The sequence below is a fragment of the Prauserella cavernicola genome, assembly GCF_016595675.1.
Taxonomy (GTDB): Bacteria; Actinomycetota; Actinomycetes; order Mycobacteriales; family Pseudonocardiaceae; genus Prauserella_A; species Prauserella_A cavernicola.
The window spans coordinates 1-24607 of sequence record NZ_JAENJH010000012.1 but is presented as its reverse complement, the minus strand read 5'-3'; the positions used below and the strand labels follow the sequence as shown (position 1 = coordinate 24607).

Here is a 24607-nt window from a genome sequence, read left to right as displayed (position 1 = left end):
CGTGGCCGTCGAACGACCGGAGTACCGGCTCAGCGACGCTGAGCGGCAGGAAGCGCTGGACGCGCTCTCCGAACACGTCCGCACGGGCAGGCTGGACCTCAGCGAGTTCGACGAACGCTCCCAGCAGGTCAGTGCGGCGAAGTTCCGCCGCGACCTCGCACCGCTCTTCTCCGACCTGCCGGATCCGAAACCGCCTGTGCTGACCCCGGGGAGGCGCGCGCCGACACCGGCGCCGCCTACGCCGTCGCCACAGACGTGGCAGCAGCGGCTCGCGTCGAGCGCGGTGCCGATCGCGGCGATCATCGCGGTGATCCTGTTCTTCACGCTCGCCCGCGGGGTGATCTTCGTGTTCCTGCTGCCCGCGATCGTCGCGATGATCGCGGGGTCCTTCGCCTCGCGAGGGCCTCGGCGCTACTAGGTGGAACCCGTCGAGATCGACGCCGGCGCGTACCGCCTGCGCCGGTTTCGGGCCGATCACCGGCTCGACGACCGGCAGGCACTCGTCGAGGCCTTCACCGATCCCGTGCAGCAGCGGTTCGTGCCCGGCTACATCGTGGACACGTTGCACGCGGCGAGCGCCTACGTGGAGCTGCGCGAGAGCGAGTGGGACAGCGGGAAGCGGTGCTCGTGGGCCGTCGCCGAGCGGCCGGACGGCCCGCTGCTGGGCGAGATCGGGTTGAAGGAGCTCGACCTCGACGCGGGCACGGCCGAGGTGGCGTTGTGGGTCCATCCAGCCGCGCGGGGCAGGGGCATCGCCGCGGCTGCGGTCGAGGCCGCGCTGCGGTTCGGGTTCGGAACGCTGGGCCTGCGTGAGGTCGACTACCTGCACGACCCGGGCAACCACGCCTCGGCGTCGGTCGCGCGCCGCTGCGGGTTCGTCCGCACGGGCACCGACGAGGCGGGCGAGACGCGCTGGACGCGCCGGGCGTCATGAGCTACTTCCTCAGCCGGGTCCTCGAGGTGCTGGAGCGGGGCGGCGACACCACCGCGTTCGTCCACGACGGCGTCGGCACCACCTACGCCGAGTCGGCCGAGCTGCTGCTGCGCCTGCACGGCACGCTCGCCGGCGAGGGACTCGGCGAGGGCGATCTGGTCGCGGTGCTCGGCGGCAACCGCCCCGAGACGATCCTCGGCCAGCTCGCGGCACAGCTGCGGGGCGCGAGCGTGCTGCTGGTGCCCGCGTCGGCGAGCGCCCCGGAACGCGAGGCGGTGCTCTCCTCCCCCGGCGTCACCGCGTGCTTCGCCGAACCCGGCCGCGAACCGTCCCCGCCCGCCCGAATCGTTCCACTTCGTCCGTCCGGTGTGGAACAGCCTGGGCCGCTGCCCTCCGGCGTGCACACGGTGTTCGCCTCGGGCGGCACCACCGGCACACCCAAGCTGATCAGCCATCGCGGCATCTACGACGGCATGGCCCACATCTTCCGGCCGGACCCGGCCGGCCCGAACCGGCTGCTGCTCGTCGCCCCGCTGTCGCACCTCACCGGCAACTGCGCCGCGCTGGGAGCTCTGCTGTGCGGCGACACCGTGGTACTGCACGACGGCTTCGACGCGGGCGCGGTGCTGGACGCCATCGGCACGCACGGGATCACCCAGCTGACGTTGACGCCGCCCCGGCTGGCGCGGCTACTCGACCACTCCGCGCTCGCGGACACCGATCTCTCCAGTGTGCGCAGGCTCTCCGTCGGTGCCAGTCCGTTGCCCGCGCGCAGGCTCGCCCAGGCACTCGAGGCGTTCGGCCCCGTGGTGGGCCAGGGCTACGGGCTCACCGAGGCGCCGATGATCGCGAGCATCTCCGCCGACGAGGTCGCCGGGCGCCCGGAGCGGCTGCGCTCGGTCGGCCGGATCGTGCCCGGAATGGAGGCGCGCGTCGAGGACGGCGAGGTGCTGGTGCGCGGGCTCGCCCTCATGGAGGGCTACCACGGTGATCCGGAGCTCACCGCGAAGGCCGTCACGGACGGCTGGCTGCGCACGGGCGATCTGGGCCGCTTCGACGACGAGGGCTACCTGTACCTGCTCGACCGCGCCGACGACGTGATCGTCACCGGCGAGCACGGCACCAAGGTCTACTCCTCCGTCGTGGAGAACGCGATCGTCGCCCATCCCCGCGTGCGCGAAGCCGCCGTCCTCGGGGTCGACGGCGAGGACGGCAGGCTCGTGCACGCGGTGGTGGTCGCCGAACGCGAACTCTCCGCCGAGGACGTGCGCACCCACGTGCGCGACGCACTCGGCGGAGAGCACTTCGTCCCGGCGAGCGTCGAGTTCGCCGACTCCCTGCCGCTGACGCCCATCGGCAAGGTCGACAAGGTCCTGCTGGCTAGCTCACGGGCTCGATGAGCTTGTCGCGCGCCTCCGGTGCCGCGGATCGCCTGGCATCGGCCGCCTCGTCGCTGGGCTTGGTCTGCGAGTCGCGCTCGGCCTCGACCCTCGCCCGGTAGACCTCCACCTCGCGGGCGGTCGTCTCGGCCGACCAGCCGAGCACCTCGCCCATCAGCTCGGCCACCTGCTGCGCGCAGTCGACGCCGCGGTGCGGGTACTCGATCGAGATGCGCGTGCGCCTGGCGAGCACGTCCTCCAGGTGCAGGGCCCCCTCATCGCTGGCCGCGTAGACGGCCTCGACCCGGAGGTAGTCCGGCGCGTTCTCGATGGGCTTGAGCAGTTCGGGCCTGCCGTCGGCCAGCGCGAGCACCTCGCCCACGAGCGAGCCGTAGCGGTCGAGCAGGTGCCGCACGCGGTACGGGTGCAGTCCGTGCTCCGCCGCGAGGTGGTCGACCTGGTTCACCAGCGCGTGGTAACCGTCGGCGCCGACCAGCGGCACCTTGTCGGTAATGGACGGCTGCACGCGCGAGGGCAGGTCCACCGCGGCCGCGTCCACGGCGTCGGCCGCCATCACCCGGTAGGTCGTGTACTTGCCGCCCGCGATCGCGACGAGCCCCGGCGACACACGTGCCACGGCGTGCTCGCGCGAGAGCTTGGAGGTCTCCTCGCTCTCTCCCGCCAGCAGAGGCCGCAGTCCGGCGTAGACACCCTCGATGTCGTCGTGGGTCAGCTGTGTGGCGAGCACCGAGTTGACGTGCTCGAGCAGGTAGTCGATGTCGTGCTTGGTGGCGGCCGGGTGTGCGAGGTCGAGGTTCCAGTCGGTGTCGGTGGTTCCCACGATCCAGTGGTTGCGCCACGGGATCACGAACAACACGGACTTCTCGGTGCGCAGGATCAGCCCCGACTCCGACACGATCCGGTCGCGCGGCACCACGATGTGCACGCCCTTGCTGGCACGCACCCGGAAGCGGCCCCTGCTGCCCGAGAGCCGCTGGAGCTCGTCGGTCCACACACCCGTGCAGTTGATGACCGCGCTGGCCTGAACCTCTGTCTCGGCGCCGTTCTCGACGTCGCGCACGCGCACGCCCGAGACGCGGTCGGCCTCGCGCAGGAACTCGATCACCTGGGTCGAGGTCCGCACCACCGCCCCGTAGTGCGCCGCGGTGCGGGCCACGGTCATGGTGTGGCGCGCGTCGTCGGCCTGCGCGTCGTAGTACCGGATGCCGCCGATCAGCGCGTCGCGTTTCAACGCGGGCACCATCCGCAACGCCCCGGCCTTGGTGAGGTGCTTCTGGCCGGGCACCGATCGCGCGCCGCCCATCGTGTCGTACAGGAAGAGTCCGGCCGCGGTGTAGGGCCGCTCCCAGACGCGGCGCGTGAGCGGGTACAGGAAACTGACCGGCTTCACCAGGTGCGGCGCCAGCGTCGTGAGCATCAGCTCCCGCTCGCGCAGCGCCTCCCGCACGAGACCGAACTCGAGCTGCTCGAGGTAGCGGAGCCCGCCGTGGAAGAGCTTGCTCGACCTGCTCGACGTCCCCGAGGCGAGATCGCGCGCCTCGATCAGCGCGACCCGCAGGCCACGCGTGGCGGCGTCGAGGGCCACGCCCGCGCCCACCACGCCTCCACCGATGACGACGAGGTCGAAGGTCTCCTTGCCAAGTCGGTCCCAGGACGCGGCACGGCTCAGGGGGCCCAGTCGCGCCGGTTCGCTCTTTCGGGGGTCGTTTTCGCGCTGCGCGGTCACGTGGTCCTCCTCGCCTCCGACATCCGGCGCACGTGTCCAGCATGGCACGTTCCCGGCTGCTCGCATCGCATGGAAACAGATTGCGACACTCAGCGCTTGGAGCGATCACTCACAGGCGGGTAGCGTGCGAGACCTGTGGGTCGGCAACGGCGCCATCACAGGCCGCCACGGCCCTGCGCAAACGGTGTCCAGTGTGGAGGGCGGAGCCATGAGTGCCGGTGCGATTTTCGTCTGGGAGATGATGGGCACTGCGGTGCTCGTCTTGCTGGGTACATCCGTGGTCGCGAACCGCGTGTTGCGGAACACGCTGGGAAGCAACGAGAGCTTCCTGTTCGTGAACGTCGGATGGGGTTTCGCCGTGTTCGTGGGCGCGAGCATCGCGAACCCGACCGGAGCCCACATCAACCCGGCCGTGACATTGGGGTTGGCGGTCGCCGACAAGCTCGACTGGTCGGACGTACCGATCTACTGGGCGGGGCAGATGGTCGGTGGTGTGCTCGGCGCCGTCCTGACCTGGCTGACCTACAAGCTGCAGTTCGACAATCATCCAGAACCCCAGAACACACTGGGAATCTTCTCCACCGGACCCACGCTGCCCGGCAAGGCGTGGAACACCGTGACCGAGGTCATCGGCACGTTCGTGCTGCTGCTCTGGATCCTGCTCACCCCCGTGGCCGCCGCCAGCGAGGAGGGCGTGCCCATCTTCGGCAACGCGGCACTCGGCTACGCGGGTGTGGCGTTCGTGGTCCTGGTGATCGGTACCTCACTCGGTGGCCCCACCGGCTACGCCATCAACCCGGCGCGCGACCTCGGCCCCCGTATCGCTTACGCGTTCATCCTGCCGATCCGAGGTAAGGGAGATGCCAACTGGAGCTACTCCTGGGTCCCGGTCATCGGCCCGCTGGTCGGTGCCACGCTCGCCGCACTCCTGTTCCTGGCCGTTGACGGCCTGACCTGATTCTGGAGCGAACAATGCCTACCTACATCGCCGCGATCGACCAGGGCACCACGTCGACCAGAACGATGATCTTCGACCACTCCGGCAGGGTGGTCGCCGTCGACCAGCGCGAGCACGAGCAGATCTTCCCGCAGGCGGGCTGGGTCGAGCACGACGCCGAGGAGATCTGGGCCAACGCCAGGGCCACGGCGGCGGGTGCGCTGGCGAACGCCGACATCACGGCGGCCGACGTGGCCGCCGTCGGCATCACCAACCAGCGCGAGACCACGCTGGTGTGGGACCGCAAGACGGGCAAACCGGTCTACAACGCGATCGTGTGGCAGGACACCAGGACCGACCGCATCGTCAACGAGCTCGGCGCGCTCGGCGGCGGGCAGGAGCGCTACCGGCAGAAGACCGGCCTGCCGCTCGCCACGTACTTCTCGGGTCCGAAGATCAAGTGGATCCTGGACAATGTGGACGGTGTTCGGCAGCGCGCCGAGGCCGGTGATTTGCTGTTCGGCAACATGGACACCTGGGTCCTGTGGAACATGACCGGCGGGACCGACGGCGGAATTCACGTCACCGACCCGACCAACGCCTCGCGCACCATGCTGATGGACCTCGAGACCCTGTCGTGGGACGAGGGCATCGCCGCCGACATGGGCATCCCCATGTCGATGCTGCCGGAGATCCGGTCGTCGTCCGAGGAGTACGGCAAGGTCCGCGAGCGCGGCGCGCTCGGCGGCGTCCCCATCGCCGGCATCCTCGGCGACCAGCAGGCGGCCACGTTCGGGCAGGCGTGCCTGTCGCCCGGCGAGGCGAAGAACACCTACGGCACCGGCAACTTCGTGCTGCTGAACACCGGCACCGAGAAGGTGCTCTCGCAGAACGGTCTGCTCACCACGGTCTGCTACAAGATCGGCACGCGCGACACCGTCTACGCGCTGGAGGGCTCCATCGCGGTCACCGGCTCGCTGGTGCAGTGGCTGCGCGACAACCTGGGCCTGATCACCTCGGCCGCCCAGATCGAGGAGTACGCGCGCACGGTGGAGGACAACGGCGGGGCCTACTTCGTGCCCGCGTTCTCCGGTCTGTTCGCCCCGTATTGGCGGTCCGACGCGCGCGGCGCGATCGTCGGCCTCACCCGGTTCGTCAACAAGGGCCACCTGGCCAGGGCCGTGCTCGAGGCCACCGCGTTCCAGACGCGCGAGGTGATCGACGCGATGAACGCCGACTCCGGAGTGCCGCTCAAGACGCTCAAGGTGGACGGCGGCATGGTCGTCAACGACCTGCTGATGCAGTTCCAGGCCGACATCCTCGGCGTCTCGGTGATCCGCCCCGTGGTGAACGAGACCACCGCGCTCGGCGCCGCCTACGCGGCGGGCCTCGCCGTGGGCTTCTGGGCCGGCGAGGAGGACATCCGCAGCAACTGGGCCAAGGACAAGCAGTGGGACCCGGCGATGGACGACATCCGCCGCGAGCGCGAGTACCGCAACTGGAAGAAGGCCGTCACCAAGACGTTCGACTGGGTGGAGACCGACGACTGAGGCCAGACCTCGGCGTCGGGCACCCCCAGCCGGCGCCGCCATGAGGAAGCCCGTCGCTCGCGCGGCGGGCTTCCTCGTGTCAGGACGCGATGACCCGGAAGTAGACGCCCTGGTTGTCGGTGACCAGCGCCAGCCTGCCGTAGGGCGAGTCGGACGGCGCGCTCACGACAGCACCGCCCAGTTCGGTGATCCGGTGCACCGCGGCGTCGGTGTCGGCCACCGCGAAGTACGTCGACCAGTGCGGGGGCACGTCGGCGGGCACGGTCTCCGGCAGCTGGCCGATGCCGCCCACCACGGCGCCGCCGACCTTGAGCGTCGCGTACCGGAAACCGTCGCCGGACTCATCGTCGAAGGTGTAGCCGAACAGCCGGGCGTAGAACTCGCGGTCGCGGTCGTAGTCGCGGACGAGGCACTCGTTCCAGGTCGGGGCCCCTGCCACGTTCGCCACGCGGATGCCGATGTGCTCGCCCGCCTCCCAGAGGCCGAAGGCGGCCCCGGCCGGGTCCTCGGCCACCGCCAGCCTGCCCGCCGAGGCGGCCTCCGTCGGCGCCACCAGGACCCGTCCGCCGTGCTCGCCGATGGCGGCGACGCTCCGCTCGAGGTCGGACGTCGCCAGGAACGTCGTCCACGCCGCGTGCTGGTCCGGCCGGTCCGGCGGGATGCCCAGTACACCGCCGACCTCCCGCCCACCGAGTGCGGCGAGCAGGTAGTTGTCCAGTTCGTCGCCCAGGTCGGTGAAACTCCAGCCGAACAGGGCTCCGTAGAAGTCGATGGCCATCCGGGGATCGGGGACCATCAGGGTCAGCCAGCTGGGTGTCCCGTCGGGCCACGGGGTGTCGCGCGTGACCATGTTCCGCCTCCCCCGGTCGTCGCTGACCAGTGTCACCCCACGGGCAGGCCGGGCGGGACGCGGAAGTTTCAGTCCAGGTCGTCGTGGCGCATCAACTGGCGGCCCGCCTCGGTGATCGAGCCGGACAGCGACGGGTAGACCGAGAACGTCAGCGCCAGGTGCTCCACCGTGAGCTGGTTCTGCACGGCCAGTGCGATCGGCAGCACCAGCTCGCTCGCGGTGGGCGCCACCACGACGCCGCCCACCACCACGCCGGTGGCGGGACGGCAGAACAGCTTCACGAAGCCCTGGCGCAGGCCCTCCATCTTGGCCCGCGCGTTGGTGGCCAGCGGCAGCATGATCGTGCGGGCGGGCACCTCGCCGGAGTCGATGGCCTGCTGGCTGATGCCGACCGTCGCGATCTCGGGGTGGGTGAAGACGTTGGCGGCCACCGTCCGCAGGCGGATCGGCGCCACGCCCTCGCCCAGCGCGTGCCACATCGCGATGCGGCCCTGCATGCTGGCGACGGAGGCGAGCATCAGCACACCCGTGCAGTCACCCGCGGCGTAGACCCCGGGCGCGCTGGTGCGCGACACGCGGTCGACCGAGATGAACCCGCCGGGGCCGGGCTCGATTCCGATGCGCTCGAGGCCGATGTCCTCGGTGTTCGGGATGGAGCCCACCGTCATCAGCGCGTGGCTGGCCTCGATCTGCCTGCCGTCGGTGAGGTGGATCAGCACGCCCTTCTCGGTGCGCTCGACCTTGTCGGCGCGAGCGTGCTTGACCACCGTGGTGCCGCGCTGGGAGAAGACCTCCTCCAGCACCGCGGCCGCGTCGGCGTCCTCGTGGGGCAGCACGCGGTCCCTGCTGGAGACGACGGTGACCTTGACGCCCATCTCGGTGTAGGCGGAGGCGAACTCGGCGCCCGTGACACCCGAGCCGATCACGGCGAGGTGCTCGGGCAGCTCGGGCAGGTCGTAGAGCTGGCGCCAGTCGAGGATGCGCTCGCCGTCGGGGACGGCACCGGGCAGCACCCTCGGAGTGGCGCCGGTGGAGATCAGCACCACGTCGGCCTCCAGCACCTCGTCGACGCCGGGGCCCGTCACGGCGACCTTGTGGGTGGCCAGGCCGGTCTCGTCGTCGCAGAAGCGGGCGGTGCCGTTGATCACCCGCACGCCCTCGCGCTGCACGCGGGCACGGATGTCGGCCGACTGGGCGAGCGCGAGCCCGCGCACGCGGCCGTGCACGGTCGGCAGGTCGATGCTGGTGTCGGCGGCGCCGGTCGCGATGCCGAGCTCGCCGAACCCGTGCAGGCTGGCGCGGGCGCCGGAGGACGCGATGAACGTCTTGGAGGGCACGCAGTCGTACAGCACGCACGCGCCACCGAGGCCGTCGCGCTCCACGACGGTCACGTCAGCTCCGTGTTGTGCCGCGACCAAGGCCGCCTCGTAGCCGGCAGGTCCGCCGCCCATGATCACGATCCTGGTCACGCTGGGTCCCTCCTCGTCACGGCCGTCGCGCCCACTCTAGGCGGGCACATCCGGAGTGCGTCCTTTCGGGTGAGCGCACGGCGGTTAGGCTGTGGCCGTGCCCTTGTATGCCGCGTACGGGTCCAACATGGCCCCCACGCAGATGATGGAACGGGCTCCGCACTCGCCGATGGCGGGCAGCGGGTGGCTCGAAGGCTGGCGCCTGACGTTCGGCGGCGAGGATCTCGGCTGGGAGGGTGCGCTCGCGACGATCGTGGAGGATCCGTCGTCACGGGTGTTCGTGGTGCTCTACGACGTGACCAACCCCGACGAGTCGACCCTCGACGTGTGGGAGGGCGGCGAGCTGGGGATGCACAACAAGATCCGGCTCCGCGTGCAGACCATGGACGGCTCGGTGCTGGCCTGGCTCTACGTCCTCGACGCCTACGAGGGCGGTCTCCCGTCCGCCCGCTACCTCGGCGTCCTCGCCGACGCGGCGGAGGACGCGGGCGCCCCGGCCGACTACGTCGAAGCCCTCAGAACCCGCCCCTGCAAGGGCATAGGCCCCTAACCCGCGAGTCCCCCACCCAGGCGCGCGAGTCCCCCGCCCGGGCACGCGAGTTGCGCGCTCAGGTGCACTGGCAGCCCACTCCCGCATCCGACACGAGCTAAGCGGCAAGCCCCCGGCGCCGGAACGCTGCCGTGACGGCCCCGATCAGCCGCTGCGGATCCTTGAGATCGGCGGCATCGGCGCGCACGACGATCCAGCCACGTCGCGTCAGGTCGGCTTCCCGCGCGGCGTCGGCCGCCCCTCGACCCTCATGAGCCTCATACCCGTCGTACTCGACCGCCACCCGCAGCTCCGGCCACGCGAAGTCCAACCGGTAGATGTCGTTGCCCGCCAGATCGGTGATGCGGTACTGCTGTTCGGGAATGGGCAGATCGGCCTCGGCCAGCGCGAGCAGTGTCCAGCTCTCCGCCGGCGACTCCGCGAGTCCCGTCGCAAGATCGAGCAGGCCCTGCGCCTGACGCCGCCCTCTCGGATCAGGTCTCGACCGCACTCGGTCCTCCACCCACGCGCGGAACTCCACACGAGCCGGCTCCGGGATGAGTCGCAGGGCCTGATCAGCGCAGGCGATCGCCGTCCGCCGGGCGCCCCGGCTCAGCACCTCCGCCAGCGCACAGTCCATCGCGAGCACCCGCAGCCCCGCGACGGTCTCGACGTCCTGCTCGTCGAACCTGCCGTGGTGAACGACCATGCCAGGCCGCGGTCTCGGCTTGGTGCCGTACGGCACCAACATGTGGATAGGTGCGATGTCAGCGGCCGCGCAGCCGTGAACGGCCAGTGCGCTGTGACCGGCCAAGACGGCTCGCGGCCCGGCCGTCAGCACGCAGGCCGCAGCCCTGGTCGCGAAGTCGGCCGCGCGGCGGGGGTCCACGAGCACGGACCGAGAAAACCTGGTCAGACGGCCATTGCTCAGCGCGGACCTGACTTCCGACAGGCCGATCAGCCGAACGAGATCGTCTCTCGAGTGGGCCCCGTGGAGGCCATCGGGTAGTGATGCCATGTCCCCACGGTCCGCTGTCGCGGAGCCTCCAGGGGACCCAACCCGCAATCTGTGGATAACTCGACCGCTTGTGGATAAGTCGCTCACCGCCCCAGCGCGCAACTCATGTGCCGGAGCGGGGAACTCGCGGCCCGGAGCGGGGGACTCGCGCGCTGGGGCGGGGGACTCGCGCGCTGGGGCGGGGGACTCGCGGGTTACGCCAGGGAGGCCAGGGCGGTGTGGACCATCACGCGGATGCCGGTCAGCAGGGCTCGCTCGTCGGCCTCGAAGGTCGGCTGGTGGAGGTCGCGCATGGCGCCCTCTCCGGACCACACGCCGAGCCGCGCGAACGCGCCGGGGACGTGCTCCAGGTACCAGCCGAAGTCCTCGCCGCCCGACGACTGCTCGGTGCCCGCCGTCGCTTCCTCACCCAGCGCCGCCTCGACACCGGCCCGCATGAGCGCCGTGCTGTCCTCCTCGCTCACCACCGGGGGCACACCCCGCCGGTAGTTCAGCTCGTACCCGACGCCGGTCGGGGCGAGCAGCGACTGGATCGAGGACGCCACCAGCGGTTCGAGGGTCGTCCACGTCTCGTGGTCGGCCGTGCGCAACGTGCCGCGCAGCAGGCCGTCCTGCGGGACGGCGTTCGCCGCCTCGCCCGCGTGCACGGCACCCCACACGAGCACGGTGCCCGACCTCGGGTCGACCCGGCGCGAGAGCAGCGCGGGCAGCTGCGTGATCACGGTGCCCAGCGCGTGCACCAGGTCGGCCGTCAGGTGCGGCCGCGACGTGTGCCCGCCGGGCGAGGTGAGCCGCAGTTCGATCAGGTCGGCGGCCGAGGTCAGCGCGCCGATGCGCGTACCGACCTGGCCCACCTGGAGCCGGGGGTCGCAGTGCAGGCCGAAGATCCGGTCGACACCGTCGAGCGCGCCCGCGTCGATCGCGTCGAGCGCACCGCCCGGCATGACCTCCTCCGCGGGCTGGAACAGGAGCCGCACGCGGCCGGGCAGTTCGGGGGCGGTCGCGAGCGCCATGCCCGCGGCGAGCAGCACCGTCGTGTGCAGGTCGTGCCCGCACGCATGCGCCACGCCGTCGACCGTCGAGGAGAACGGGAGTCCGGTCGCCTCGGTGAGCGGCAGCGCGTCCATGTCGGCGCGCAGTGCGACGCACGCGGGACCGCTGCCGATGTCGCAGACCACGCCGGTGCCGCCGGGCAGCACCTTCGGCGCGAGGCCCGCGGAACGCAGGAGGCTCATCACCAGCTCGGTCGTGCCGTACTCGCGGCGCGCGAGTTCGGGGTTGGCGTGGATGTGCCTGCGCCAGGCCACCACGTCGCCCGCATGGGCCTTCAACCACTCGTCGAGCCAGAACGGGCCTCTGCCCTCGCCCAGATCGTCCAAGGGAGCCATGCTCACACCACTCTCGGTGAGCATTGCGCCGGACGAGTCGGCCCGGGAGCCACCGGGCTCCCCGGGTTTCTCGGGTCGCGAGTCGAGCACCGTCACGCTGCACCTCCGCACGAGCCCAGCGCAGCGCGGACCGGCACACCGGTCTTCCGCTGGGAAATCATTGTCGTACGCATTTGCATCCAGTCTTGCACCAAATAGGTGATCAGTAGACCCGGATGTCCTAGTGACAAGACAGACGGTAGCCGACCTGCGCTGAGCGGCTACGCAGAGTTCGGCCTCACTGTTCGTCGCAGTCAGCTCGCCGTCGACAGATCCCACAACGGCCGAGGGCGGCTACTTCTTCTTCTTGGCCTTCTTCTTGCTGCGGACGTGCCTGCCCCAGATCACGATGCCGAGCAGCAACGCGGCGGCGACGCCCACGATCAGCTTGCTCCTGGAGTTCCTGGCGTCGGCCTCGGTCTGCGGATCGTCCAGGGTGGGTCCGGGTTCGGCCTGGGCCAGCGCGGGCGCGGCCGCGGCGACCGGGCCGACGGTCACCGGCGACGCCGATACCGAGGACGGCGCGCCGACGACGAGCGCACTGATGACGACGGCCAACACACCAACCAGGACGGCAAACCTGCGCACGGGACACAGTCTGCCTTGTCCACCCGGCTGCCGTCAGCCGCCACGCGGTGACTCTCCGCCGAACGCCTCGAGGATCCGCTCGGCGGCCAGCGTCGCGGTGAGCCGCCCCTCCCGCACCTCGCGCTCCACCTCGGGCACGATCGCGCCGACCTCGGGATGACCGGCGAGCCGGTCGAGCAGCTGGTCCCGCACCATCGCCCACGTCCAGTCCACCTGCTGGGTGCTGCGTTTGCGCGCGAGCTCACCCGAGGCGTCGAGGGTCTCGCGGTGCCTGCCGATCTGCTGCCACACGGTGTCCAGGCCCGTGCCGGTCAGCGCGCTGCAGGTGAGCACGGGCGGCGTCCACTCGGCGTCGGGGCCGTAGATCATCCGCAGCGCGCCGGAGAGCTCGCGAGCGGCTCTGCGCGCCTCGGGTTCATGCTCGCCGTCGGCCTTGTTCACCGCGATGACGTCGGCGAGCTCCAGCACGCCTTTTTTGATGCCCTGCAGCTGGTCACCGGTGCGCGCCAGGGTGAGGAACAGGAAGCAGTCGACCATGTTCGCCACGGCCGTCTCGGACTGCCCGACGCCGACGGTCTCGACCAGCACCACGTCGTAGCCCGCGGCCTCCATCAGCACGATCGTCTCGCGCGTGGCCCTGGCGACGCCGCCGAGCGTGCCGGAGGTCGGCGAGGGCCGGATGAACGCGGCCGGGTCGACGGCAAGACGGGCCATGCGGGTCTTGTCGCCGAGGATGCTGCCGCCGGTGCGGGTCGACGAGGGATCCACGGCCAGTACGGCGACGCGGTGACCGGCCTCGGTGAGATCGGTGCCGAGCTGGTCGATGAATGTCGACTTACCGACCCCTGGCACGCCGGTGATGCCGACCCGCTGGGCGCCTCCGGCGTGCGGGAGCAGCTCGACCAGCAGCTCCTGCGCCTGCCCCCGGTGATCGGCCCTGCTGGACTCGACCAGGGTGATGGCCCGCGAGAGCATCCCGCGGTCACCGGCGAGCACGCCCTTGGCGTAGGCGGCGACGTCGATCGAGCGAGGCATGCCTACGAGTGTCGCGCGTCGAGCTGGTCGAGCAGGCCCATGGCGGCCTCCGCGATGACCGTGCCGGGACCGAAGATCGCCGCCGCGCCCGCCTCGCGCAACTCGTCGTAGTCCTGCGGCGGGATCACACCGCCCACCACCACCATGATGTCCTCGCGGCCCAGCGCGGCGAGCTCACCGCGCAGCGCGGGCACGAGCGACAGGTGACCGGCCGCCAGCGACGAGACTCCGACGATGTGCACGTCGGCCTCGACGGCCTGCCGCGCGACCTCGGCCGGCGTGGAGAACAGCGGGCCGACGTCGACGTCGAAGCCGAGGTCGGCGAACGCGGTGGCGATCACCTTCTGGCCCCGGTCGTGTCCGTCCTGCCCCATCTTGGCCACGAGGATGCGCGGCCTGCGCCCCTCGGTCTCGGCGAACGCGCCGACTCGCTCACGCGCCGTCTCAACGCCCTCCGACTTGCCGACCTCGTCCCGGTACACACCGGAAATGGTACGAATCTGACCGGAGTGCCTGCCCCAGATCTTCTCGAGCGCACCCGAGATCTCCCCCACGGTCGCCTTGGCCCTGGCCGCGTCGATCGCCAGCGCCAGCAGGTTGCCGTCGGCCTCGGCGCCCGCGGTGAGCCGCCGCAGCGCGTCCTCGACGGCGCCCGCGTCACGCTCCTCGCGGAGCCTGCGCAGCTTCTCCAGCTGCCGGGCCCGCACGTCGGCGTTGTCCACCTTGAGCACGTCGATCTGTTCCTCGGCGTCGACGCGGTACTTGTTGACGCCGATCACCGGCTGCCTTCCCGAGTCGATGCGCGCCTGGGTGCGGGCCGCGGCCTCCTCGATGCGCAGCTTGGGAATGCCCGCGTCGATGGCACTGGCCATGCCGCCCGCCGACTCGACCTCGCTGATGTGGGCCCACGCCTTGCGCGCGAGGTCGTAGGTGAGCCGCTCGACGAACGCGCTGCCGCCCCACGGGTCGATCACGCGCGTCGTTCCGGACTCCTGCTGCAGCAACAGCTGCGTGTTGCGGGCGATGCGCGCGGAGAAGTCGGTGGGCAGCGCCAGCGCCTCGTCGAGGGCGTTGGTGTGCAGCGACTGCGTGTGCCCCTGGGTGGCCGCCATCGCCTCGACGCAGGTCCGGACCACGTTGTTGTAGACGTCCTGCGCGGTCAGCGACCAGCCGGAGGTCTGGCAGTGGGTCCGCAGCGACAGCGACTTCTGCGACGCGGGCGAGAACTGTTTGACGAGCTTGGCCCACAGCAGCCGGGCCGCCCGCATCTTGGCGACCTCCATGAAGAAGTTCATGCCGATCGCCCAGAAGAACGACAGCCGCGGCGCGAACTTGTCGATGTCGAGCCCCGCGTCCAGCCCCGCGCGGATGTACTCCACGCCGTCGGCGAGCGTGTAGGCCAGCTCGAGATCGGCCGTGGCTCCGGCCTCCTGCATGTGGTAGCCGGAGATGGAGATCGAGTTGAACCGCGGCATCCGCTGAGAGGTGAACCCGAAGATGTCGGAGATGACCCGCATCGAGGGCTGCGGCGGGTAGATGTAGGTGTTGCGGACCATGAACTCCTTGAGAATGTCGTTCTGGATGGTCCCCGTGAGCTGTTCGGGTTCGACGCCCTGTTCCTCGGCGGCGACGACGTAGAGCGCCAGCACGGGCAGCACGGCGCCGTTCATGGTCATCGACACGCTCATCCGGTCCAGCGGGATGCCGTCGAAGAGCTGGCGCATGTCGTAGATCGAGTCGATCGCCACGCCCGCCATGCCGACGTCGCCGGACACGCGCGGGTGGTCGGAGTCGTAGCCACGGTGCGTCGCCAGGTCGAACGCCACCGACAGGCCCTTCTGGCCGGCGGCGAGATTGCGGCGGTAGAAGGCATTGGACGCCTCGGCGGTGGAGAAGCCCGCGTACTGCCGGACGGTCCACGGCTGGTTGACGTACATGGTCGGGTAGGGCCCGCGCAGGTACGGCGCGATACCGGGGTACGTGCCGAGGAAGTCCACATCGGACAGGTCGTCGGCGGTGTAGAGCGGTTTGACGCCGATGCCCTCCGGCGTCTCCCACGTCAGCGCGTCGGAGCCCTTGCCGGTGGCCGTGTGCAGCGCCTCGGCCCAGGCCTGCCGGTCGCCCGGCCTCGGGGTGCCGAGCTCGACGTCGGTGAAGTCGGGAATGGTCATCAGTCGACTCCCAGCGTGTCGAGGGTGCTCCTGAGTACGGCGAGCGCGTCGCAGCCGACGTGGACGTAGCCGGTGACGCCGTCGTGCTCGCCCGGCTTGCCCGCGAGCAGGACCACGGTGGCTCCCGCCTCCCGCAGCGCCGTCGCGACCTCGCCCGCCTGCTCGGTGTAGGACCGGTCGCTGCCGCACAGGCACGCGACGGTGGTGCCGCTCTCGCGGAAGGCGGCGACGAGGGCGGCCACGTCGTCGGTCACTCCGGGGTTGACCGGCTGCAGGCCGCCCGCCTGGAACAGGTTGGCGGCGAAGGTGGCGCGCGCGGTGTGCGCGGACAGCGGGCCGAGCGTCGCGAGGAAGACCGACGGCCGGTGGCCGTGCGCCGCGAGGTGGGCGTCGGCACGGTCGCGCAGGTGTTCGTACTCCTGTGCGTACCGCCTGCGCGGCAGCCCGCCACCGTCCACAGCGGACGGGGCGGGGTCGCGCTCGAGCAGCGTCTCGTCCAGCAGCGGGAACTCGCTGACGCCGGTGATCGGGTCCTCGCGGGTGGCCAGCCGGGCAGCGCGCGCGTCCCATGTCCGCGCGAGGCGTTCGGCCAGTGCTCCGGAGTCCAGTTCGGCCTCGATACCGCCCGCCTTCTCGATGGCGGTGAACTCGCGCCACGCGGCCTTGGCCAGCTCATCGGTGAGGTTCTCGACGTACCAGGAGCCGCCCGCCGGGTCGATCACCCCGGCCAGCTTGGACTCCTCCAGCAGGATCGACTGCGTGTTGCGGGCGATGCGCCGCGCGAACTCGTCGGGTGTGCCGATGGCCGCGTCGAACGGCAGCACGGTCACGGCGTCGGCGCCACCGATCCCCGCCGCGAAGCACGCGACCGTGGTGCGCAGCATGTTCACCCACGGGTCGCGGCGCGTGAGCATGGCGGGCGAGGTGACGGCGTGCTGGCGCATCGCGACGCCCTCGGTCCCGGACACCTCGGTGACCCGGGCCCACAGCCGACGCGCGGCGCGGAGCTTGGCGATGGTGAGGAACTGGTCGGCGGTGGCCGCGTACCGGAACTCCAGCTGGTCCGCCGCGTCCTCCACGCTCAGGCCCGCCGAGGTCAGTGCGCGCAGGTAGGCGACGCCGGCGGCGATCGACGCGCCGAGCTCCTGCGCGTCGGAACCGCCTGCCTCGTGGAAGGGCAGCGCGTCGACGACCACGGTGCGCAGCTGCGGGTACCGCGGCGCGATGCGGGCGGCCAGTGCGGCGGCCGGGGCGAGGTCGTGGGCCGCTCCGGTGCGGGCCCGCAGGCCGATCGGGTCGGCGCCGAGGTTGCCGCAGGCCGCACCTGCGGGAGTGCCGCGCTCGGCGAGTACGGCGAGCAGCGCCTCGGCCGCGGCCTCGTAGTCCTCGCCCGGCTCCAGCGCCACGGGCGCGAGGTCCAGCAGCACACCGCGCAGGGCCCGGCCCAGTTCGGCGACGGGCAGCGCCGCGTCACCGACGCGCAGCCAGACGGAACCGACGCCGCGCTCGAGGTCGCCGAGCATGTCCTCGTTGACCGAGGCGGCGTTCGAGCCGGAGTGCAGCGTGCGGATGTCCCAGCCGGTGCTCACGTGCCCTTCGGCGTGGCCGCCGCGCACGAACGGCGACAGCCCGGGAAAGCCGGAGGACGGCGCCTCGTCGTCGGCGGTGTAGAGCGGCTGGATCTCGATGCCGTCGTAGGTAGTGGTGGCGAGCAGGCTCTGCGGGGCGCCGGTGAAGCCCTCCGGCAGCGCGCCGCTCTTGGTCAGCACGCCTGCGACGAGCCGCTCCCAATCGCCCCGGCCTGGGGTTTCGAACTCGGCCGCGAGCGCGAGCTCAGCGGGCGCGGACGCCGATGTCCCAGCCGTTTCGGTCATAACTCGTCATGGTAGGCCCACGCATAGTGGCGAAAATGTGACGCTGATCCCGGCGAAGTGCACCGGGCGGACGTGGACTGGATCGGGCGTTCGCCACAATGGGAGCCGTGCCCGCCTCATCCGATGAACGTCGCGCCGTCGCCGGTCGCTACCGGTTGCGCTCGGTGCTCGGTTCAGGGGCGATGGGCACAGTCTGGGGCGCCTTCGACGAGTTCCTCCACCGGCAGGTCGCGGTCAAGGAGGTCAAGATGCCGCCCGGCGTCCCGGCCAACCAGGCGGGCGAGCTTCGCGAGCGCACGCTGCGCGAGGCCAGGGCCATCGCGGGGCTGTCGCATCCCAACGTGATCATCCTCCACGACGTGGTGCTCGAGCACGGCGATCCGTACGTGGTGATGGAACTGCTGCCCTCGCGCAGCCTGGCCGGACTGCTGCGCGACGGCAGGCGGCTCTCGGTCGGGCAGGCCGCGGCGGTGGCCGACGCGGTGGCCGCGGCGCTGGGCGCGGCCCACACGGCGGGCATCACCCACCGGGACGTCAAGCCGGGCAACGTGCTCGTGGCGCAGGACGGCCGCATCAAGCTCACCGACTTCGGCATCGCCCGCAACGTCTCCGAGGTCACCATGACCCACACCGGGACGATGCTGGGCTCGCCCGCGTTCATCGCGCCCGAGGTGGCCTCGGGCGGTGCCGTCACCTACACGGCCGACCTGTGGGGTCTCGGCGCGACGCTGTTCGCCGCGACGGAGGGCCGCCCGCCCTACGACGTCAACGGCGATCCGCTGGAGACCGTGTCGAGCGTCGTGCACGACGCGGTGCCGAACCCCTCACCGGGCCCGCTGGCCGCGGTGATCCGCGGGTTGATGGCGAAGGAGCCGTCGGCGCGGATGTCGCTGCCGGAGGTGCGGCGCAGGCTGTACCCGTTCCTGGCGCAACCGCGGCACACACTGTTCGGCCCCGAGCTGTTCCGCGACGACGGCCGCGCCCACGGACCGGACGCAGGCGTGACCAGGGTGATCCCGGCGATGCCCGCAGCGCCGAAGCAGCCGGAACCGGAGGCCGACGGACAGGACGGCGGAGCGCTCGCCGCCGACCCGGGGCCGTTGCCGTTCCTCGACGGCGGTGAGTCGCCGGGCGGGACCAACGGCGAGGAGTCCCGCGCGCAGGGCCGGTCGACGGCCCGCACGATCGCGCTGGTACTGGTGGTGATGCTGCTGTTCATGGCCGCGCTGGCGGGTGGCTTCGCGCTCACCCGCGTACTGGCGGGCCAGCCGTTGTCAGCGCCGGAGAGCACGGACTACGTGCGGCGCGTGAGAACACCGTCGCAGGAGGAGCAGCGGCTGGTGACCCGCGAGGGCGACGCCACCAACCTGCAGGGCGCGAAGGGCGGCCTGTTCTCCGTCGACGTGCCCGAGAGCTGGACCAGGTTCGTCACGCAGCAGCCCGAAGGCGCACTGCCCACCAGCACCCGCGTGCAGTTCGTGTCGGCCGACGGCGCGCAGGTGCTCGGCGTGGAGCGGTTCTCTGGCTACGGCGACTCCGCGACCGTGGACGACTACCTCGACACGATCGCTTCCACCTGGGCGCCCGGTGACTTCACGCTCGTGCGCTCCGAGGATTTGCCCGACCGCGACGGCCTGCTGGTGACGTACCGGACGGCGGAGCGCGGCGCGAGCGGCGAGCGCGCGATCAACCGGACCACGGTCGCGGAGGTGTTCCTCAGCGGGTCGAGCCTGTGGGTGGTGAGCGTGACCGTGCCGGTGGAACAGGAACGGCTCGGCCGCAACGAACTCTTCGACCGCTTCGTGCCGACGTTCACGATGACCGACTGACAGCGCCCGTGACCGCGGGCAACTAGGCTGCACGACCGTGAACGAGACGATCAGCCAGCAGCCCAGTGACCTCGCCGCCGCCGCGGCCTCGGTGCTCGCCGAGCGGACCGGGACGGACCGGCACGACATCGCCGTGGTCCTCGGCTCCGGCTGGCGGCCCGCCGCCGACGTGATCGGCGAGCCGGAGGCGGAGGTCTCGCTGGGCGAACTGCCCGGGTTCGAGGCGCCCAGCGCCGTCGGCCACGGCAGCACGGCCAGGTCGGTGAAGATCGGCGACAAGCGGGCGCTGGTGCTGCTCGGCCGCACCCATCTCTACGAGGGCAAGGGCGTCGCGAGCGTGGTGCACGCCGTGCGCACCGCGGCCGCGGCCGGGGTGCGTTCGGTGCTGTTGACCAACGCCGCGGGCGGCCTGCGCGAGGGCTTCCAGGTGGGCCAGCCGGTGATCATCTCCGACCACCTGAACATGACGGCGACGTCGCCGATCACGGGCGCGAACTTCGTCGATCTCGTCGACCTGTACTCGAACCGGCTGCGCGACGTGGCCACGGAGATCGACCCGACGCTGGCCGAGGGCGTCTACGCCGGACTGCCGGGCCCGCACTTCGAGACACCGGCCGAGATCCGGATGCTGCGGACGCTGGGCGCCGACCTGGTCGGCATGTCGACCGTGCTGGAGGCGATCGCCGCGAGGGCCGCTGGCGTCGAGGTGTTCGGGTTGTCGCTGGTGACCAACCTGGCGGCGGGGATGACCGGGGAGCCGCTCAACCACGAAGAGGTCATCGAGGCGGGCAGGGCTGCCGCCGAGCGCATGGGGGGTCTGCTGAGGGAGCTCGTCCAGCGGGCCTGAGTGGCGTCACTTCCCCGTGGACACCGGCGTGGTCGTGATGGGCACGTCGGCCATTTCCCTGCTGAGCATCGAGTTCCCTTCTCGCGCTTTTCCTTGTGGCAGAGCCAATCTGACCGATACTTGGCGCCGCGACAATAACCCGATCGTGTGCTGACGAGGGTTTTTCGCATTGACTCTGCGCGACTTGTCACGCGGCTGACAAAAGCGCGGGAACCCGTACTCACGGGGCTACGGGCGGGCTACTCCGGTCGAGTGTGACGCAGCCGACGAGCACGCAGGGCGACGGCGATGGCGAAGCGCTCGTCGGGGTCGCGCAGCCGCTCGCCGTAGAGCTCGTCGAGCTGATGGATCCGGTAGCGCACGGTCTGCGGGTGGACGTTGAGCTGTCCCGCGATCTCGGGTGCGCCGCCCCGCGTCTCCAGCCACGCGGACAGGGTCTCGGCGAGGCGCTCGCGCTGGCGGGCGTTGAGCCCGTCCAGCGGCGCCTGCGCCCTGGCGACGAGCTGGTCGGCGAGTCCGCGATCGCTGAGCAGCCACAGCGTCAGCAGGTGGTCGGCGCACGACACCACGGGCGCGCCCTCCACCACGCCGTCGGCGATGAGCCCGGCGAGCTGCCGGGCCCAGCGCAGCGAGTCACGCGCGTCGGCGAGCAGGACAACGGGGCCGAGCACGCACCGCCAGCCGCGCAGCGAGTCGGCGAGGTCGGGCACCTCGCCGCCGGGCGCGGGCACGACCAGGCACGGCGCGTCACTCTCCAGGTCCACGAGCACGTCCTCGGCCAGCTCGGGATGACCGGTGCGCCCGTCGTCGACCTCGAGCACCACCACCGCGACCCGCTCCGGTGGCGTCCAGGCCGCGGCCTCGGCGTGTTCGAGCAGCACGGCCGCTGGCGCTCGCTGGTCGGACAGCAACAGCTCCAGCAACCGTTTGCGCCTGCGTTCCTGTGCTCCGGCCGCACGGGCCTGCGCGGCGACGTAGCCCTCGTGGGACAGCGCGGACAGCTCGTCGATGTAGGCGAACAGGGCCGCCGCGAGCTCGCACATCGTCTCGACGGGAAGGCCCATGCGCAGCCCGAACTCGCTGAGCGCCTGCCAGCCGACGCGCCCGCCGACCCGGTAGGCCGACTGCAGCACGTCGATGCCCCTGCCCTCGATCACCTCGTAGCGGCCGAGGTGCCGGAAGAGGTCGGCGGTGCCGTTGCCGGCGGCCTCGGGGTCGAGCAGGCGGTCGAGGAACTCGAGCACTCCCTGCTGGACGCCGTGCAGGATCGCCTTGCCGAACGTGCCCTCGATGGGCCGCGAGTACGCGGGGATCGTGAGCTGGATCTGCTGCAAGATCAAATGTGCAACATCGGCGGACCGTCGCCGCATCGCGGGAGCCAGTTCGACCAGCTCCTCGCGGGCGGATACTCCGATCAGCGCCGTGTCGTTGCGCATGATGGCCGAACCCCCTTGGCGAGCGGGGGCGACGGTAGCGGCATTCGGTGTCCTTGACAACATTGCTCGGTGACCGAACAGTCGAGCAGGCTCACACCCGCCGTGCGTGACCAGGCCTTTCGCTGGATCGCCGACGACCCGGACCCCGCCACGCGCACGGAGCTGCAAACCGTGCTGGCACAGGCGATGAGCGGCGACGCCGCCGCGGTCGCCGACCTGGCGGAACGCATGGAGGGACCGCTGACGTTCGGCACCGCCGGGCTGCGCGGCCCGGTGCGCGCCGGTCCGAACGGGATGAACACGGCGGTCGTGGTCCGAACCACCGCGGGTGTCGCGTCCTGGCTGCGCGGCCGGGGCGAGGCGGGCGGCACCGTGGTCGTCGGCCGCGACGCCAGGCACGGGTCGGAGAGGTTCGCGGCTGCCGCGGCGGAGGTGCTGACCGCGGCCGGGTTCGCGGTGACGGTGCTGCCCGCTCCCCTGCCGACGCCGGTGCTCGCGTTCGCGGTCGGGCACCTCGGCGCGGTGGCCGGCATCCAGATCACGGCGTCGCACAATCCGCCGGCCGACAACGGATACAAGCTCTACGACGGCAGTGGCGCGCAGATCGTGCCTCCCTCCGACCAGGAGGTGGAGGCCGCGATCGCCGGGGCGCCCGCCGCGGTGTCGGTGCCGCGCGCGCCGGGCACCACGACGGCGGGCGGCGACCTGCTGGAGGCCTACCTCTCGCGCTGTGCCGTGCTGCCGAGGGGCACCTCGCGCACGGTGCGGGTGGCGGCCACCGCGATGCACGGGGTCGGCGCCGACGTGCTGGAGCGAGCGCTGGCCGCGGCGGGCTTCACCGACGTGCACCTGGTCGCAGAGCAGGCGAGGCCGGACCCGGACTTTCCCACCGTGTCGTTCCCGAACCCCGAGGAGCCGGGCGCGACGGACCTGTTGCTGGCGCTGGCCGCCGAGGTCGACGCCGACCTGGCCATCGCGCTCGACCCGGACGCCGACCGCTGCGCCCTGGGCGCGCGTGAGTCCGACGGCACGTGGCGGATGCTGCGCGGTGACGAGACTGGCGTGCTGCTCGGCGACCACGTGCTGTCCACAGTGAACGGTGCGGACGCGCTGGTGGCGACCACCATCGTGTCGTCGTCGATGCTCGCGGACATCGCGGAGACCTACGGCGCGCGCTACGCCGAGACGCTCACCGGCTTCAAGTGGCTGGCCAGGGCTGGCGACGGTCTGGTGTACGCCTACGAGGAAGCGCTCGGCGTGTGCGTGAACCCGGACTTCGTGCGCGACAAGGACGGCATCGCGGCGTCGGTGCTCGCGTGCGATCTGGCCGCCACCACGAAGTCGGCGGGGCGGACGCTGTTCGACGCGCTCGACCACCTGGCCGTGCGGCACGGCGTGTACCTGACCGACCAGATCTCGGTCCGGATCCCGGATCTGCGCGCGCGGGCCGAGCTGATGGCGCGGGTGCGCGCGGAACCGCCGTCGACGCTCGCGGGCACGCCCGTGACCGCCGAGGACCTGCTGCCCGACGCCGACGTGCTGCGCCTGCGCGGCGACGGCGTACGCGTGGTGCTGCGGCCCTCTGGCACGGAACCCAAGCTCAAGGTCTATCTGGAGCTGACGGCCGAGGTCGCCACCGAGGACGACCTGCCTGCCGCGCGGCGCACGGCTACGGACCGGCTCGCCACGCTGCGCGAGGAGATCTCGAGCCTGCTCGGGCCGGTCAACGGCTCCCCCGCGAGTTGAGCCGGGCGGCCTGCCGCGTCAGGTGATCGCGTTCCGCGAGGTTGGGGGCCTTGCGCGCCGCCTCGGCGTAGAGCCGCGCGGCCGTCTCCAGGTCACCGTCGCGCTCGTGGAGGTACGCGGCTACCGCCGTGTACCTCGGCAACGACCCGTCCAGCGCCGCGAGCTCCGCGAGTCCCGCCCTGGCTCCGTCGGCCTCACCGACGGCGACGGCGCGGTTGAGCCGGACCACCGGACTGTCGGTCAGGCCCACGAGCTCGTCGTACCACTCGACGATCTGCACCCAGTCGGTCTCCTCGGCGGTGGGAGCGTCGGCGTGCAGTGCCGCGATCGCCGCCTGTGCCTGGAACTCGCCCAGCCGGTCGCGGGACAGCGCTACCTGCAGGATCCCGACACCCTCGGCGATCAGCCCCGTGTCCCACGTGCCACGGTCCTGCTCTGCGAGCGGCACCAGGCTCCCGTCCGGCGCGGTCCGCCCCGCGCGCCGCGCGTGGTGCAACAGCATGAGCGCGAGCAGCCCCGCCACCTCGGGATGGTCGAACGCGGCCGCGAGCTGCCGGGTGAGCCGGATGGCCTCGGCGGCCAAGTCGACGTCGCCGGAGTAGCCCTCGTTGAAGACGAGGTAGAGCACGCGCAGCACGGTGGCCACGTCGCCGGGCTGGTCGAACCGCACGCCGGAGACCGTGCGCTTGGCCCTGCTGATGCGTTGCGCCATCGTCGCCTCGGGCACCAGGTAGGCCTGGGCGATCTGCCGCGTCGTCAGCCCGCCGACGGCGCGCAGCGTGAGCGCCACCGCCGACGACGGCGACAGCGACGGGTGCGCGCACAGGAAGTACAGCTGGAGCGTGTCATCGGTGGAGCCGGCGGGCCCCGGCTCCGGTTCCTCGTCCACGAGGTCCTCGCGCCTGCGCCGCGCCGTGTCGGCCCGCGTCGCGTCGAGAAACCGGCGCCACGCCACGGTGACCAGCCAGCCCTTCGGGTCCCTCGGCGGGTCGCCCGGCCAGACCCGCAGTGCCTCGAGCAACGCGTCCTGCACAGCGTCCTCGGCCGCCGCGAAGTCGGCTCCGCGGCGGACGAGGATCGCGAGCACGCTCGGGGTGAGGCTCCGGAGCCGGGCCTCGTCGATGGCGGAGCTCACTCGGTGACGGTGGGCGGCGCGGTGAGGAACGGGCGCAGTTCGAGCCACTCGTGGATGGGCTTGCCGTCCTTGCCGGGCGCCGCGGAGAGCTCGCCCGCCAGTTCGA

Annotated in this window: 20 protein-coding genes and 1 pseudogene; 9 read left to right on the top strand and 12 right to left on the bottom strand. The window is 71.6% G+C overall.

Translation table 11 applies throughout. From position 1 onward, the window contains the following. Position 1 precedes the first annotated feature (1 nt). From JHE00_RS31235 to JHE00_RS31225, 3 genes are read left to right on the top strand one after another with little or no spacing between them, the layout of a single operon-like run. Positions 2 to 418: a DUF1707 SHOCT-like domain-containing protein gene (locus JHE00_RS31235; protein ID WP_200325152.1), complete on the top strand. Its 417-nt coding sequence runs from the start codon at positions 2 to 4 to the stop codon at positions 416 to 418. Next, on the top strand, positions 419 to 934 hold the full coding sequence (locus JHE00_RS31230; protein ID WP_200325150.1) for a GNAT family N-acetyltransferase: 516 nt from the start codon (positions 419 to 421) through the stop codon (positions 932 to 934). Next, positions 931 to 2334, top strand: coding sequence for a class I adenylate-forming enzyme family protein (locus JHE00_RS31225; protein WP_200325148.1), 1404 nt, complete (start codon positions 931 to 933; stop codon positions 2332 to 2334). Before JHE00_RS31230 ends, JHE00_RS31225 begins: the two co-directional genes overlap by 4 nt. On the opposite strand, the gene JHE00_RS31220 is transcribed toward JHE00_RS31225, so the two are convergent. Beyond that, positions 2315 to 4060, bottom strand: coding sequence for a glycerol-3-phosphate dehydrogenase/oxidase (locus tag JHE00_RS31220; protein ID WP_200325146.1), 1746 nt, complete (start codon positions 4058 to 4060; stop codon positions 2315 to 2317). The genes JHE00_RS31225 and JHE00_RS31220 overlap by 20 nt on opposite strands. 208 nt (positions 4061 to 4268) lie before the next feature. Here JHE00_RS31220 and JHE00_RS31215 point away from each other — a divergent pair, with 208 nt between their 5' ends. After that, positions 4269 to 5018, top strand: a complete 750-nt coding sequence (locus tag JHE00_RS31215; RefSeq protein WP_200325144.1) for an MIP/aquaporin family protein — start codon at positions 4269 to 4271, stop codon at positions 5016 to 5018. Between the two features lie 14 nt (positions 5019 to 5032). Further along, a complete protein-coding gene (glpK, locus tag JHE00_RS31210) occupies positions 5033 to 6547 on the top strand; it encodes a glycerol kinase GlpK (protein ID WP_200325142.1) in 1515 nt (504 codons plus the stop codon). Positions 6548 to 6626: 79 nt separating this feature from the next. Here glpK and JHE00_RS31205 read toward each other — a convergent pair whose 3' ends face one another. Further along, positions 6627 to 7397 carry a VOC family protein gene (locus tag JHE00_RS31205; RefSeq protein ID WP_200325140.1) on the bottom strand — a complete coding sequence of 257 codons (771 nt, stop codon included), beginning with the start codon at positions 7395 to 7397 and terminating at the stop codon, positions 6627 to 6629. A gap of 68 nt (positions 7398 to 7465) precedes the next feature. Further along, the gene (locus JHE00_RS31200; protein WP_200325138.1) at positions 7466 to 8866 is read right to left on the bottom strand and encodes an NAD(P)H-quinone dehydrogenase; all 1401 of its coding nucleotides are present in this window, start codon (positions 8864 to 8866) and stop codon (positions 7466 to 7468) included. A 97-nt stretch (positions 8867 to 8963) separates the two neighbouring features. Here JHE00_RS31200 and JHE00_RS31195 point away from each other — a divergent pair, with 97 nt between their 5' ends. After that, positions 8964 to 9416: a gamma-glutamylcyclotransferase family protein gene (locus tag JHE00_RS31195; protein WP_200325136.1), complete on the top strand. Its 453-nt coding sequence runs from the start codon at positions 8964 to 8966 to the stop codon at positions 9414 to 9416. A gap of 97 nt (positions 9417 to 9513) precedes the next feature. On the opposite strand, the gene JHE00_RS31190 is transcribed toward JHE00_RS31195, so the two are convergent. The 6 genes from JHE00_RS31190 to JHE00_RS31165 form a co-directional block, all read right to left on the bottom strand. After that, positions 9514 to 10146, bottom strand: coding sequence for an endonuclease domain-containing protein (locus JHE00_RS31190; protein ID WP_230425327.1), 633 nt, complete (start codon positions 10144 to 10146; stop codon positions 9514 to 9516). Positions 10147 to 10607: 461 nt separating this feature from the next. Beyond that, positions 10608 to 11897, bottom strand: a complete 1290-nt coding sequence (locus tag JHE00_RS31185) for a M20 family metallopeptidase (RefSeq protein ID WP_200325132.1) — start codon at positions 11895 to 11897, stop codon at positions 10608 to 10610. A 237-nt stretch (positions 11898 to 12134) separates the two neighbouring features. After that, the gene (locus JHE00_RS31180) at positions 12135 to 12428 is read right to left on the bottom strand and encodes a hypothetical protein (protein ID WP_307832198.1); all 294 of its coding nucleotides are present in this window, start codon (positions 12426 to 12428) and stop codon (positions 12135 to 12137) included. A gap of 33 nt (positions 12429 to 12461) precedes the next feature. After that, positions 12462 to 13463 carry a methylmalonyl Co-A mutase-associated GTPase MeaB gene (meaB, locus tag JHE00_RS31175; RefSeq protein ID WP_200325130.1) on the bottom strand — a complete coding sequence of 334 codons (1002 nt, stop codon included), beginning with the start codon at positions 13461 to 13463 and terminating at the stop codon, positions 12462 to 12464. A gap of 2 nt (positions 13464 to 13465) precedes the next feature. Continuing rightward, positions 13466 to 15634: a methylmalonyl-CoA mutase gene (scpA, locus tag JHE00_RS31170; protein ID WP_200325128.1), complete on the bottom strand. Its 2169-nt coding sequence runs from the start codon at positions 15632 to 15634 to the stop codon at positions 13466 to 13468. Continuing rightward, complete coding sequence (locus JHE00_RS31165) at positions 15634 to 17508, bottom strand: methylmalonyl-CoA mutase family protein (protein ID WP_200325125.1); 1875 nt, start codon at positions 17506 to 17508, stop codon at positions 15634 to 15636. The genes scpA and JHE00_RS31165 overlap by 1 nt, the downstream gene beginning before the upstream one ends. A 98-nt stretch (positions 17509 to 17606) precedes the next feature. On the opposite strand from JHE00_RS31165, the gene JHE00_RS31160 reads away from it, so the two are divergent. Then, positions 17607 to 19337 (top strand): serine/threonine-protein kinase, encoded by a 1731-nt coding sequence (locus JHE00_RS31160; protein ID WP_200325123.1) that lies wholly within the window; start codon positions 17607 to 17609, stop codon positions 19335 to 19337. A 37-nt stretch (positions 19338 to 19374) separates the two neighbouring features. After that, on the top strand, positions 19375 to 20184 hold the full coding sequence (locus tag JHE00_RS31155; RefSeq protein ID WP_200325121.1) for a purine-nucleoside phosphorylase: 810 nt from the start codon (positions 19375 to 19377) through the stop codon (positions 20182 to 20184). Between the two features lie 239 nt (positions 20185 to 20423). Here the strand turns inward: JHE00_RS31155 and JHE00_RS31150 are convergent, their stop codons facing one another. After that, a complete protein-coding gene (locus JHE00_RS31150; RefSeq protein WP_200325119.1) occupies positions 20424 to 21620 on the bottom strand; it encodes a PucR family transcriptional regulator in 1197 nt (398 codons plus the stop codon). Positions 21621 to 21689: 69 nt separating this feature from the next. Between JHE00_RS31150 and JHE00_RS31145 the strand changes: the two genes are divergently transcribed. After that, positions 21690 to 23366: a phospho-sugar mutase gene (locus tag JHE00_RS31145; RefSeq protein WP_200325117.1), complete on the top strand. Its 1677-nt coding sequence runs from the start codon at positions 21690 to 21692 to the stop codon at positions 23364 to 23366. Here the strand turns inward: JHE00_RS31145 and JHE00_RS31140 are convergent. Then, positions 23344 to 24489, bottom strand: a complete 1146-nt coding sequence (locus JHE00_RS31140) for an RNA polymerase sigma factor (protein WP_200325498.1) — start codon at positions 24487 to 24489, stop codon at positions 23344 to 23346. The two genes, JHE00_RS31145 and JHE00_RS31140, sit on opposite strands and share 23 nt — an antisense overlap. Before the next feature lie 8 nt (positions 24490 to 24497). Further along, positions 24498 to 24607 (bottom strand): annotated as a pseudogene (locus JHE00_RS36240) (YciI family protein); the annotation flags it as partial.